Below are 12,727 nucleotides of genomic sequence, written 5' to 3'. Positions count from 1 at the left end.
GCGCGAGCCACCGCGACGCCACACAACAACTTCTCGGGAAGCCGCAGCCCGACGCAGAGTGGGCATCAAGGACGTGGCTCGGGAAGCCGGCGTCTCGCTCGGCACGGTGTCCAATGTCCTCAACCGCCCCGACATCGTGGCCTCTCCGACCCGGCAGCGGGTCTTGGAGGTCATAGACGCCCTGGGGTACGTGCGTTCGGACGGAGCGCGCCAGTTGCGCGGCTTCACCTCTCGGCTCGTGGCTGTCTTTGTCCTCGACCTGGCCAATCCCTTCTTCACCGCGCTGGCCGCCGGTGTCGAGCAGGCCGCGCTCGAGGCGGACCTCGGTGTCATGGTGTGCACGACTGGTCGAGGACCGGCCGACGAGGCCCGTCACCTTTCGCTGATCACCTCGCACCGGGTCCGCGGCGCGGTACTGGCCTCCGGAGACGGCACGGGACGCAGGGTGGCGGGCTTCCGTCGCAACGGGGTGCCGTACGTTATCGCGGACCAGAACGCCCCTCAACCGGGGGCGTGTTCGGTCGGCATCGACGACGTCGCGGGAGGACAGGCCGCTGTACGCCACCTGATCCAGCAGGGACACCGGTCGATCGGCTACGTCAGTGGACCCGACTGTCTCCAGCAGGTTCGGGACCGGCGCAGGGGGGCCGCCATCGCGGTCAACATGGCCGGTCTTCCGGCGGAGTCTCTTCGGGACCTGCCGTGCCCGGCGCTCACCGTGAGCGCCGGCAGAGACGCCGGGCACAGGATCCTCGGCCTCAGAAAGCGCCCCACCGCTGTCTTCTGCGCCAACGACCTGCTGGCGCTTGGTGTGATGCAGGCACTGTACGAGGCTGGTCTGCGCGTGCCGGAAGACATCGGAGTGGTCGGGTACGACGACATCGAGTTCGCCGCGTCCGCTGTTGTTCCGCTCACCTCTGTGCGACGACCGGCCCTCACGTTGGGCCGGGAGGCGGGCCGGCTGCTCCTTGAGGACACCGCCGAACCCGCCGCGCACGAGCACACCCACGTCGTGCTGCAGCCGGAACTGGTCGTGCGCCGGTCGACCATGCGGACGCCGGCGCGGTGACCCGTCAGGGTCAGATGCTTTCGGGAACATGCTGAGGCAGCGTCTTCGGTGATCGGCGGGTCAGGGGAAGCAGAGCGGCCGAGACCAGCATCGTGAGCAGGCCGAGCAGCACGACGGCCGAGGCCAGCGTTCCCAGCACACCCTTGGCGGCCAACAGGGCAAGCGGGCAGGCGAATTCGCCGAGGAAGAAGGCCGCGGTCCACAGGCCGGTGCCGCGGCCGCGGTCGGCGAAGTCGAGCCGGGACAGTGCCATGGTCAGCAGGGAGGGAAGAAGCAGCCCCGTTCCGACGCAGTTGACGACGGCGCCGACGATGAGAAGGGCGACGTGGTCCGTCGCTCCCATCAGCACGAAGCCGAGGGCGCACAGGAGGAAGAGGACCGGCATGCGGCGGCGGGGCCGATCGGTGAACCGGGTGAAGATCACCGAGCCCGCGACGGTGGCAGCGCTGGCCAGCGCCGTGACCGCGCCCACCACGCCGGTGGACCGCACACCGAGGTCGTCCATGAGATAGGACATCTCCACGGGCACGGTGTAGAAGACCACCGCGCCGAAGACGGTCAGCAGGCAGATCCCCGCCATGCGCCGCAGCGGGAAGGGGTGTGGGTCGGCTGCTGTCGGCTCAGCCGTCGCAGTTGGAGTGGGCAGCACCCTGGCCATCACCGGAGCGAGCAGCACGCCGACGACGTACAGCCAGAAGGGTGCTCGCCAGCCGATCGAGCCGAGGGCCCCGCCAAGGACGAAGAAGAGTGTGGCGGACGCCGATGCGCACATGGTCTGCAGGGCGAGGTACCGGTCGCGGGTGCGTCCGCTGTAGTAGTCGCCGATCAGCGTGGTGCAGCAGGTCATGATGGCCGCCTCGGCGACGCCCACCAGGACACGGCTGATCACGATGCCGTAGAGCGAGCCCAGCCACAGGGGGACGGTGCCGAACAGTGCGTACAGCACGGTGGATATGACCAGCAGGCGCTTGCGGCCGAGCCGATCGACGAGAACACCGGCGAACGGGGCGAGCACGGCCAGGGAGAGGGCCGGGACGGTGAGCACGAGCGGGACGAGAGCTGCACTGCCCGGGACGTGCCGGAAGGCGTCCTGCATGCGTGGCAGGACCGGAGCGATCAGGACAGCTCCCAGGATCGGCAGGCAGCTGCCGGCCATCAGCAGCACGGCGGGAAGCCTGCCTCTGACGGCCGGATCCCCCGCGTGTTCGGAAGCGGGCAGGGCAGCGGAAGCGGGCATGGCGACACTCCGTGGGACGTGAGGGAGGGAAGAGCGCCGTGTCGCGGACCGGGCCGGATGCGTGCGCAGGCGGCCCGGCGGTCGGCTGATGGGCGCGGTGGTGTCCCACGACTATGCGTTCCGGGTCTCGGCCTGCCCACCCCTCACGTCATCCAAGTTGCTGATGCCCTCGATCCATCGTGTGGATGGTGATGTCGCGTCGGGCTTCAGCGACTTCCCGCCCGGTGGGCCGGTTACAGCCGGTGATTCAGAAGTCCCGTTCAGCCCCGGGGCGCCAGACGGGCTCCGACACGCGCGGCGGTCTCACGCAGCCAGATGTGTGCCGCGTCGTGCGTGTGCACCGGATGCCACCACAGCGCCTCTCTCAGCGGTACGGCTTCGTAGGGCGGCTCCACCACACGGACGGCGGCGATGGGTTCCATCATCCGGGCCATACGCTCCTGGACCAGCGCGATGCGCCGGGTGCCTGCGACCAGCAGCGGCAGCGACTGGAAGCTGTCGACGGAGACCTCGACCCGCGGTTCGATCCCGAGCATGCCGAGCTGGCGTACTGCTGGGGCGTCATACGTTCGCTGGTAGGTCACCCAGGGAAGCCGGGCTAGGTCTTTGCGGGTGAGGTGGTCGTCGACGCTGGGGTGGTCCTGCGCGACGAGAAAGACCCAGCGGTCGTCATAGAGGTCGGTGGCGGGGAAGTCGCTGATGACACCGTGCGGCATGAACAGCCCGTCGCTGGCGCTCAGCAGGGTGGCGGTGTCGTCCACCACGGTCGTCGGTGTCTGGGAGAAGCGCAGCCGAATCCTGGGAGCCTCCTCATGGATCACACGAGCCAGCTCGGTGCCGAAGATCGCCACGGCGTAGTCGGACGCCACCAGCTTGAATTCCCTGTTCTCCTTGGCCGGGTCGAAGTCGGCCTGGCTGGCGAAGAGACGTTCCAGCACGTCATAGGCGGTCGAGGTCCGGTCCAGTAGGACCTGCCCCAGCGCGGTCAGCTCGTAGTGGCCGCCGACCCGAGCGAGCAGGTCGTCGTCGAAATGCCGGCGCAACCGGGAGAGGGCAGCGCTCATCGCGGGCTGGCTGAGGCCGACACGCTGCCCGGCACGGGTGACGTTGCGCTCCTCCAGCAGGGCGCGCAGAGCGACGACGAGATTGAGATCCAAGCGGGCCAGGTTCATGAAAGTTCCTCTAGAGAGCCATGCCGATCCGGAGCCATCCACTAGATGGATGAACATCATCCACAGAATCGATTTCCCTGATCGGTGCTGCGGGGTCCAGATTAGTCGCACTGCAATCAGGAGGACATGTCCGTGAAACCTGAATCCGCGTCCGCACTCTTCGCCGGACCTTTCGCCCTCGCGACTCTCTCGGCCCCGGACGGGCCCCGCTTCCCCGCTCTCGTCATGCCGGATGGCAACGCTCTCGACCTTCGGGCCGCACTGGGTGACGAACAGCTGACCGTGCTGAGCCTGCTGGATCGCTGGGACAAGACCCTGCCGCAGTTGCGCGCCCTGGCCGCCGACACCGGCGTCAGCCGCACGCCGATCACGGACCTTCACGTCCATGCCCCGGTCGAACCGCGCCAGGTCTTCCAGTCCGGTGCGAACTACCGGCAGCACGTGATCGACCTGCACGTCGCCCACCGTGCCCCCGGCGATGACCGGTCCGAGGCCGAACGACGCGCGGAAGCGGCCGAGATCATGGACCGGCGGGCTACCGAGGACCTGCCGTACGTGTTCATCGGCCTGCCCAGTGCGATCACGGGACCCTACGACGACGTCGTGCTGCCCGCCTGGGCCGAGAAGCCGGACTGGGAGCTGGAACTGGCGGTCGTGATCGGCCGCCCCGCGTACCAGGTGTCCGTTGCGGAGGCATCCGCGCACATCGCGGGCTACACGATCGCCAACGATCTGACCGACCGGTCGACCGTCTTCCGCAGGGACATGCCGCAGATCGGCACGGACTGGCTGCGCAGCAAGAACGCGCCCGGCTTCACGCCGCTCGGCCCGTGGATCGTGCCCGCAGAGTCGATCGCCCATCCTGACGACCTGCGCGTGACGCTGAAGCTCAACGGCGAAACCATGCAGGACGAGTCGACCAAGGACATGATCTTCAAGGTCGCGCGGATGGTGTCGTACGCATCGCAGACGGCGCACCTCCTCCCGGGTGATCTTGTGCTCACGGGCAGCCCGGCCGGCAATGGCATGCACTGGGGCCGCCTCCTGCGGGACGGCGATGTGATGGAGGGCTCGGTCACCGGGCTCGGCGTCCAGAGCACCCGCTGTGTGGCGGAGGCGAAGGCATGACGGCCGTCGATCCCCGCGATCCGGAAGGCGCGATCGCGCTGGCGGCCAAGACGTACTCCAACTGGGGCCGCTGGGGCGAGGACGACCGGCTCGGCACACTGAATTTCCTGGACGAGGCAAAGCGCCGCGAGGGCGCCGGGCTCGTCCGGCGCGGGGTCAGCTTCTCCCTGTCGCAGTCCTTCGACATGAACGGCCCGCAGAAGGGCTGGCGGCGGCGCACCAACCCGGTGCACACCATGCTGGACACCGGCACCGATGCCGCGCTCGGGCACCAGGGGTTCCCGCACGGCATCGGCGGTGCCGACGACGTGATCGCCATGCCGCTCCAGTGCTCCACGCAGTGGGACGGGCTCGGGCACATCTTCGATCACGGCAAGGCGTGGAACGGTCGCGCGGCCGAGAAGGTCGTCACTTCCGACGGTGACCTGGTCACCGGTATCGAGCACATGGCGCCCCATGTCGCCGGACGCGGTGTACTCCTGGACGTGGGACGGGTCGTGGGCACCGCGGGCGAGTTGCCCGACGGATTCGCCATCACCGAGGAGCACCTGGCCGCCACCGCGGAAGCACACGGTGTGCGCGTGGGACGCGGCGACATCGTGCTGGTGCGCACCGGTCAACTCGCGCGCGCACGCCGAGACGGGTGGGGCGAGTACGCGGGCGGCCCCGCGCCTGGTCTGTCTTTCACCACGGCGGGCTGGCTCCACGGCACCGAGATCGCGGCGATCGCCACGGACACCTGGGGCTTCGAGGTCCGTCCCAACGAGTTCGAGAACGCCTTCCAGCCCCTGCACCAGGTCGCGATACCCAACATCGGCCTCCTCATCGGGGAGATGTGGGACCTGGAAGCCCTGGCCGAGGACTGCGCCGCGGACGGGGTGTACGAGTTCCTGCTCGCCGCCGCACCCCTGCGCATCACCGGCGCCGTCGGTTCCCCCGTCAACCCGATCGCGATCAAGTGACGCGCTCAGCAAGGGAGTCCTCCATGAGTACAGCCCGCACGGTCCTGGTGATCGGAGGTGGCGCCGCCGGGAACGCCGTGACCATCCTGCTGCGCCGCGCCGGTCTGAGCGTTGACCTGATCGAGGCGAAGGACGACTGGAACGCCACCGCCGGTTCGGGCATCACTCTGCAGGGCAACGCCTTGCGCGTGCTGCGCGAACTGGGCGTGTGGAAGGAGGTCAGCGCATCCGGATTCGGTTTCGGATCGGTCGGCATCACCGCTCCCGACGGAACGGTCCTGCACGTCGCACGTGACATTCGGACCGGTGGCGACGACCTGCCCGCCACTGTCGGCATGCAGCGTCCCCGACTGCAGCGCATCCTGATCGACGCCGTCCGTGCCAGCGGCGCCTCGGTGCGCCTCGGCATCCGGGTCGAACATCTGGAGCAGGACGACACCGGTGTGAGCGTGCGTTTCACCGACGGCACCGAGGGTCGCTACGACCTGGTGATCGCCGCCGACGGGCTGGGCTCCACCACCCGTGCGGCCATCGGCATCACCGCCAAGCCGGAACCCACCGGTATGGCCATCTGGCGTGTCGCCGTCCCGCGGTCGGCCGGCGTGACCCGCACGGATCTCGCCTACGGCGGCCCCGCCTACATCGCCGGCTACTGTCCGACGAGCGACACCACGATCTACGCCTACGTGGTCGAGGCCAATCGTGACCGGGCGTCGATCCCGCTGGAGTCCTACGCCGACGAAATGCGTGGCCTCGCCGGCGCCTACGGGGGATTCTGGCCGGAGATCACCGAGCACATCACCGATCCGGCGAAGGTCAACTACACCTGGTTCGACCGGATGCTGGTCGAAGGGTCCTGGCACCGGGGCCGTGTGGTCCTGGTCGGTGACGCCGCCCACTGCTGTCCGCCCACTCTCGCGCAGGGCGCCGCCCTGTCCCTGGAAGACGCGTGGGTGCTCTCGCAGCTGCTGACCAGCGCCGAGGTCTGGGACGACGCGCTCTTCCAGGCGTACTACGACCGGCGGATCGCCCGCGTCCGTCCGGTGGTCGAGGCGTCCGTGCAGATCGGACAGTGGCAGCTCGACGGCGTACGCGACGCGGACGTACCCGGTCTGATGGGCCGCACGATGACGATGCTCAGGGAACTGCCGTGACCTCACCGACCGTCGACGTCCATGCTCACGTACTGCTGCCCGAGGTCGAATCCCTCGTCGACGGCCTGCCCGGACTGACGACGGCGAGAGCGCTGGATGCCCGGCGCAACGGCCCCGCGGCGCTCGCGGTCAGCGGCCCCATGGTGCGCGAGCGCATCCCGCAGCTCACCGACCCGGCCGCACGGCTGGCCGCGATGGACGCACAGGGCGTGGACGTCCAACTCGTCAGCCCCTCACCCTCGCACTACCACTACTGGACGGACGAGGAGACGGCCGAGAAGCTGTACCGGCTGGCCAACGAGGCAACGGCCGGGCACTGTTCAGCCGCTCCGCACAGACTGCGCGGCCTCGGGCTGGTGCCGCTCCAGCACCCGGGCCGCACAGTGGGGGCGCTCGATCACGCGCTGGAGCAGGGCCTGGCCGGGGTGGAGATCTCCAGCCACGCTCCGGGCCTGGAACTGTCCGATCCGGCCTATGAACCGTTCTGGTCGCGAGCGGAGGAGACCGGCGCCGTCATCTTCCTGCACCCCTTCGGATGCACGCTGGATGAGCGCCTGGACCAGTGGTACCTGTCCAACACCGTCGGCCAGCCCACGGAGAACGCCGTGGCCCTGTCGCACCTGATCTTCTCGGGAGTGCTCGACCGTCACCCGGGGCTGAAGGTGATCGCCGCCCACGGTGGCGGCTACCTGCCGACGCACATCGGCCGCTCCGACCACGCCTGGTCCGCCCGCACCGATGCGGCTGCCGGCTGCGCCCATCCGCCCAGCAGCTATCTGAAGCGCCTGTACTTCGACTCGCTCGTCCACGACCCGTCCGTCCTGCGGGAGCTGGTCCGGGTCGCCGGGCCCGACCGTGTCCTGCTCGGCTCCGACTTCCCCTTCGACATGGGCACGAAGGACCCCGTGGGTGCGCTGCGCGCCGCACGTGTCTCCGAGGCCGACTTCGAGGCCATACGGGGCAAAACCGCCTCCGCCCTGCTCAACCTGACCCTGTCCTGAGGAGGAACCCTCATGAGCGCACGACTGCTCACCCATCTGCGGCACGTCGACCTGGCCGTGCCCGACTACGACAAGCAGCTCGACTTCTACGCGGGTGTCTGGGGCCTGACCAAGGTCGCCGAGGACTCCGGGATCTCCTTCCTCGCCGCCGAGGGCTCCCCCGAGCAGTACGTCATCAGGCTGCGCAAGGCCGAGGAGAAGCGCCTCGACCTCGTCTCCTACGGCGCCGCCACATCGGCTGACGTGGACACTCTCGCCGAGCAGCTCCTGTCCGGTGGCGTGCAGTTGATCACGCAGCCGGGCAAGGTGGACACGCCCGGCGGCGGTTACGGCTTCCGCTTCTTCGACGTGGACGGCCGGACCATCGAGGTCTCGGCCGACGTGGCGGTACGGCAGCACCGCAAGATCGAGGAGAAGGAGTCGATCCCGGTCAAGCTGTCCCACGTCGTGCTCAACTCCCCGGATCTGGAACGCACGAGGGAGTGGTACGAGCAGCACCTCGGCTTCCGGCTCTCCGATTCACTCAGCTCGCCGCACATGGGCGAGGTCATGCACTTCATGCGGATCTCCAACCAGCACCATTCGATGGCGCTGGCGAAGGGACCGCACGCTTCTCTGCACCACGTCTCGTTCGAGATGCGTGGCATCGACGAGTACATGCGCGGCTCCGGCCGGGTGATCCGCGCCGGTTTCAAGAAGATCTGGGGCCCCGGCCGCCACATGGCCGGCGACAACACCTTCACGTACTTCCTCGACCCGCACGGCAACACCGTCGAGTACACGACCGAGCTGGAGTGCCTGGACGAGGACACCTGGCATCCACACGTCTACGACTTCTCCCGGCCCGAGGTCACCGACCAGTGGGGCACCGCCAACCCGATGAACGAACTGGTCGCCAAGGAGTCCTTCAACGACCCCGACCGCGGCTGCTTCGTCGCCCCGCCGGTCTGATCCCTCTCCGAACTCCCGGGGCGCGGCAGCCTGTCACCTGCCCTGACACACGGCGCCGCGCCTCGGGCCCAGCCCAGCCAGGAGCTGCTCATGCGCTTCGCCTCCTACGAACACCGGCATCAGCCCCGCGTTGCCGTCCTCGACGACGACGGCGTGCTCTATCCCGTGCCCGGCGTTCGTTCGTTGACCGAGATCATCAGCGCCGGGGACGGTCTCCCGGCGCTCCTCGATCTCGGTGCCGCCACCCTCGACGTCCCGGCCGGCCCGCACGTCTCCCAGGTACGCCTGTTGCCACCGCTTCGGCCCGCCTCCGTACGGGATTTCGTGACGTTCGAGGAGCATGTCGAGGGCGTACGCCGCTCGGTGGAGGGAACAGGCGGCGTGCCCGAACAGTGGTACGCCGCGCCCACCTTCTACTTCACCAACCCGCACGCGATCTACGCGTCCGGCGACGACATTCCGATGCCGCCGGGCTCCGCAGTCCTCGACTTCGAACTGGAGGTTGCCGCGGTCATCGGCCGCCAGGGTCGCGACCTCACACCCGATCGGGCACGCGATCACATCATCGGTTACACGGTCTTCAATGACTGGTCCGCACGGGACCTGCAGTCGGCCGAGATGAAGGTGGGACTTGGCCCGTGCAAGGGCAAGGACACCGCCACCACCCTCGGCCCGTACCTGGTCACCGCCGACGAACTCGAGCGGTATCGGGACGAGGACGGCTTCCTGGGGCTGGCTCTCACCGCTGAGGTCAACGGCGAGGTCGTCGGCAGGGATCTGCTGTCCAACATGAGCTGGACGTTCGAGGAAATGGTCGCGTACGCCTCCCGCGGCACCCGGGTCGTCCCAGGCGACGTACTCGGATCCGGCACCTGCGGAAACGGCGGCTGCCTGGCCGAACTGTGGGGCGTATGCGGAGAACAGACCCCGCCCCCGCTCAAACCGGGCGACACCGTCACCCTCACGGTCGAGGGCATCGGCACCGTGTCCAACACCGTCGCCCCCGGCCCTGAACTCATCGCCCTTCCCTTCGGCCGGCGCCGCTCCCGGGAGAGGCCGTGAACGACCTGCACCCCAAAAGGCTGCTCGGCAAGGTCGTCGTGGTCACCGGAGCGGCCCGCGGCCAGGGAGCCGCCGAGGCCGAGGCACTGGTGCGGGAGGGAGCCCGCGTCATCGCCACCGACGTCGCATCCGCCGAGGGCTGCCGCCGCCTCGATGTCACCGACGAGAAGGACTGGGCGGAACTGGCCGCCGAGCTCGAGGAGGCGTACGGGCAGGTACACGGCCTGGTGAACAACGCCGGCATCACCTGGCGCGCCCGCATCGGCGACGTGCGCCCGGACGACCTGGCACGGGTCCACGCGGTCAACGTGACCGGCCCGCTGCTCGGCATCCAGCACCTCGCCCCGCTCATGCCGCCCGGCGCATCCATCGTGAACGTCGGATCCTCGGCGGCTCTCACCGCTCATTACCCGGTCGCCTACACGACCAGCAAATGGGCCCTGCGCGGCCTGTCGAAGACCGCGGCCACGGAACTCGGCCCACGCGGCATCCGCGTCAACACGATCCACCCCGGCTACATCGAGACCGAGATGACCGCCTCCGCCGCACCGGCCTTCCGCGCCGCCAACATCCGCGAGACCCCACTCGGGCGCACCGGCACCGCAGCCGAGGTGGCCCCGCTGGTCGTGTTCCTCCTGTCGAACGAATCGTCCTTCATCACCGGCACGGAGATCGCCGTCGATGGCGGCCTGACCGCGCACGGCGGCGTGAAGTCCGTGTCGGACGCACTCCTTGGGGAGGCCGGCACGTGAAGCGGCTTGACGGCAAGGTGGCCTTGATCTCCGGGACCGGCAGCGGTCAGGGCCGGGCCGCAGCACTGCGTTTCGCGGCCGAGGGCGCGCTCGTCGTGGGAGGCGACCTGCTGCACGAGCAGGCACTCGAGACACGGCAGCTCATCGCCCGCGAAGGCGGGACCGCCCTGGCCACCGGCCCCTTGGACGTCACCGACGAGCAGTCCGTCTCGTCCTGGGTCCACGAAGCCGTGGACGCATTCGGCGGCATCGACATCGTCTACGCCAACGCAGGCGCCGTCCGCTTCGGACCGGTCGACAGCCAGCCCTACCAGGACTTCGCCTTCACCATGCGAGCCGAACTGGACTCGGTGTGGTTGACCGTCCAAGCTGCCTGGCCGCACCTGCGGCGCAGCCACGGCTGCATTCTCACCGTCGGCTCCACCGCGGGACTCACCGGCTCACTCAGCAACCAGCGAACCGCGCACTCCGCTTCCAAAGGGGCCGTCATCGCGCTGACCCGCCAACTCGCCGCCGAAGGCGCTCCGCACGGAATCCGCGCCAACTGTGTCAGCCCCGGCGTGATCGACACCGCCGGTTCCCGCGCCACCCTCCTCGCCGACGACCACCCGATGCGCGCCATCGCCCGCCACATCCCGCTCGGCCGCGTCGGACGTCCCGACGACGTCGTCAACGCCGCCGTCTTCCTCGCCTCCGACGAAGCCGCCTACATCACGGGGGCCAACCTCGTCATCGACGGTGGCTGGTCCGCCGTCCTGCCCGGCGCGAGCCCAGAAGGGACTCCCTCAGCATGAACAAGGTCCTAGCGAGCGCCACCGAAGCGGTCGCCGACGTCCCCGACGGCGCCTCGATTGCCGTCGGCGGCTTCGGCCTCAGCGGCGTACCCGATGTCCTCATCCGCGCCCTGTACATACACGGCGCCAGCGACCTGAAGGTCATCTCGAACAACTGTGGCGTCGACGACCGCGGCCTCGGCATCCTCCTCGCCGCGAGCCGCATCAGCCGGGTCACCGGCTCTTACGTTGGCGAGAACAAGGAGTTCGCCCGGCAATACCTGTCCGGAGAGCTCGAGGTCGAACTGGTGCCACAGGGCACTCTGGCCGAGCGCCTGCGGGCCGGCGGCGCCGGTATTCCGGCCTTCTACACCCCAGCAGGCGTCGGTACGCAGGTCGCCCAGGGCGGACTGCCCTGGCGGTATGGACCCGATGGCTCGGTCGCCGTGGCCTCCCCGCCCAAGGAAACCCGGGACTTCGGGGGCCGCACACACGTCCTGGAACACGGCATCATCACCGACTTCGCTCTCGTACGGGCCTGGCGCGGTGACCGTCACGGCAATCTCGTCTTCCGGAAAGCCGGAGCCAACTTCAACCCGCTGGCCGCGATGGCCGGCCGCATCACGATCGCCGAGGTCGAGGAACTCGCCGAGCCGGGCGAGCTGCGCCCCGACGAAATCCACCTGCCCGGCGTCTACGTCCAGCGGATCGTGGCGCTCACCGCCGCGGAAGCCGCCGACAAGAAGATCGAGAAGAGGACGGTACGTTCCTGATGGCCTGGACCCGCGACCAGATGGCCGCCCGCGCCGCCGCCGAACTCACCGACGGCTCCTACGTCAACCTGGGCATCGGCCTGCCGACGCTGATCCCCGGTCACCTGCCGGCCGGCGTGCATGTGGTCCTGCACTCCGAGAACGGCATCCTCGGTACGGGCCCCTACCCCACGGAAACGGAGGTCGATCCCGACCTCATCAACGCGGGCAAGGAGACCGTCACCGTCCTGCCCGGCGCGAGCTTCTTCGACTCCGCCCTCTCCTTCGGCATGATCCGAGGCGGCCACATCGACACAGCCGTGCTGGGTGCCATGCAGATCTCGGCGCGGGGCGACCTCGCCAACTGGATGATCCCCGGCAAGATGGTCAAAGGCATGGGCGGAGCCATGGACCTCGTCCACGGCGCCCGCCGGGTCATCGTCCTCATGGAACACACTGCCAAGGACGGCAGCCCCAAGATCCTCAAGGAATGCACCCTCCCGCTCACGGGAGAACAGTGCGTGCACCGTGTGATCACCGACCTCGGAGTCCTCGACATCACCCCGGACGGCCTCGCCCTCGTCGAAACCGCCCCCGGCGTCACGATCGAGGACATCACCACCCGCACGAATGCTCCCCTCCGCGTGGACAGCACCACCGCTGTCTGCTGACCCGCGCCGCGTCATCTCCAGGCTCCTGGCTCCTGGCTCCTGG

Annotated in this window: 13 protein-coding genes; 11 read left to right on the top strand and 2 right to left on the bottom strand. The window is 69.0% G+C overall.

From position 1 onward, the window contains the following. Positions 1 to 73 precede the first annotated feature (73 nt). Complete coding sequence (locus ACFYW7_RS26950; RefSeq protein ID WP_389506790.1) at positions 74 to 1,069, top strand: LacI family DNA-binding transcriptional regulator; 996 nt, start codon at positions 74 to 76, stop codon at positions 1,067 to 1,069. A 10-nt stretch (positions 1,070 to 1,079) separates the two neighbouring features. Here ACFYW7_RS26950 and ACFYW7_RS26945 read toward each other — a convergent pair whose 3' ends face one another. Together ACFYW7_RS26945 and ACFYW7_RS26940 are read right to left on the bottom strand one after the other, a co-directional pair. After that, entirely contained in the window at positions 1,080 to 2,306 is a 1,227-nt protein-coding gene (locus ACFYW7_RS26945) for an MFS transporter (RefSeq protein ID WP_389506788.1), read from the bottom strand. Between the two features lie 260 nt (positions 2,307 to 2,566). After that, complete coding sequence (locus ACFYW7_RS26940; RefSeq protein WP_389506786.1) at positions 2,567 to 3,478, bottom strand: LysR family transcriptional regulator; 912 nt, start codon at positions 3,476 to 3,478, stop codon at positions 2,567 to 2,569. A gap of 126 nt (positions 3,479 to 3,604) precedes the next feature. On the opposite strand from ACFYW7_RS26940, the gene ACFYW7_RS26935 reads away from it, so the two are divergent. From ACFYW7_RS26935 to ACFYW7_RS26890, 10 genes are all read left to right on the top strand, one after another. After that, the gene (locus tag ACFYW7_RS26935; protein ID WP_389506784.1) at positions 3,605 to 4,606 is read left to right on the top strand and encodes a fumarylacetoacetate hydrolase family protein; all 1,002 of its coding nucleotides are present in this window, start codon (positions 3,605 to 3,607) and stop codon (positions 4,604 to 4,606) included. Continuing rightward, positions 4,603 to 5,568: a cyclase family protein gene (locus ACFYW7_RS26930; RefSeq protein WP_389506782.1), complete on the top strand. Its 966-nt coding sequence runs from the start codon at positions 4,603 to 4,605 to the stop codon at positions 5,566 to 5,568. The genes ACFYW7_RS26935 and ACFYW7_RS26930 overlap by 4 nt, the downstream gene beginning before the upstream one ends. A gap of 23 nt (positions 5,569 to 5,591) precedes the next feature. Next, complete coding sequence (locus ACFYW7_RS26925) at positions 5,592 to 6,722, top strand: FAD-dependent oxidoreductase (protein ID WP_389506779.1); 1,131 nt, start codon at positions 5,592 to 5,594, stop codon at positions 6,720 to 6,722. Further along, a complete protein-coding gene (locus ACFYW7_RS26920; RefSeq protein ID WP_389506776.1) occupies positions 6,719 to 7,723 on the top strand; it encodes an amidohydrolase family protein in 1,005 nt (334 codons plus the stop codon). The genes ACFYW7_RS26925 and ACFYW7_RS26920 overlap by 4 nt, the downstream gene beginning before the upstream one ends. A gap of 12 nt (positions 7,724 to 7,735) precedes the next feature. Beyond that, positions 7,736 to 8,674 (top strand): VOC family protein, encoded by a 939-nt coding sequence (locus tag ACFYW7_RS26915; protein ID WP_389506774.1) that lies wholly within the window; start codon positions 7,736 to 7,738, stop codon positions 8,672 to 8,674. A gap of 90 nt (positions 8,675 to 8,764) precedes the next feature. Next, positions 8,765 to 9,736, top strand: coding sequence for a fumarylacetoacetate hydrolase family protein (locus ACFYW7_RS26910; protein ID WP_389506772.1), 972 nt, complete (start codon positions 8,765 to 8,767; stop codon positions 9,734 to 9,736). Further along, positions 9,733 to 10,488, top strand: a complete 756-nt coding sequence (locus tag ACFYW7_RS26905) for an SDR family NAD(P)-dependent oxidoreductase (RefSeq protein ID WP_389506770.1) — start codon at positions 9,733 to 9,735, stop codon at positions 10,486 to 10,488. The genes ACFYW7_RS26910 and ACFYW7_RS26905 overlap by 4 nt, the downstream gene beginning before the upstream one ends. Then, the gene (locus ACFYW7_RS26900) at positions 10,485 to 11,282 is read left to right on the top strand and encodes an SDR family NAD(P)-dependent oxidoreductase (protein ID WP_389506767.1); all 798 of its coding nucleotides are present in this window, start codon (positions 10,485 to 10,487) and stop codon (positions 11,280 to 11,282) included. Before ACFYW7_RS26905 ends, ACFYW7_RS26900 begins: the two co-directional genes overlap by 4 nt. Next, entirely contained in the window at positions 11,279 to 12,034 is a 756-nt protein-coding gene (locus ACFYW7_RS26895; protein ID WP_389506765.1) for a CoA transferase subunit A, read from the top strand. The genes ACFYW7_RS26900 and ACFYW7_RS26895 overlap by 4 nt, the downstream gene beginning before the upstream one ends. Further along, positions 12,034 to 12,684, top strand: a complete 651-nt coding sequence (locus ACFYW7_RS26890) for a CoA transferase subunit B (protein ID WP_389506763.1) — start codon at positions 12,034 to 12,036, stop codon at positions 12,682 to 12,684. The genes ACFYW7_RS26895 and ACFYW7_RS26890 overlap by 1 nt, the downstream gene beginning before the upstream one ends. The last annotated feature ends 43 nt before the right edge of the window (positions 12,685 to 12,727 follow it).

Source organism: Streptomyces sp. NPDC002580 (genome assembly GCF_042889485.1).
In the GTDB taxonomy this organism is placed as follows: domain Bacteria; phylum Actinomycetota; class Actinomycetes; order Streptomycetales; family Streptomycetaceae; genus Streptomyces.
The sequence above is the reverse complement of the archived record's forward strand: the minus strand, read 5'-3'. Positions and strand labels throughout refer to the sequence as shown.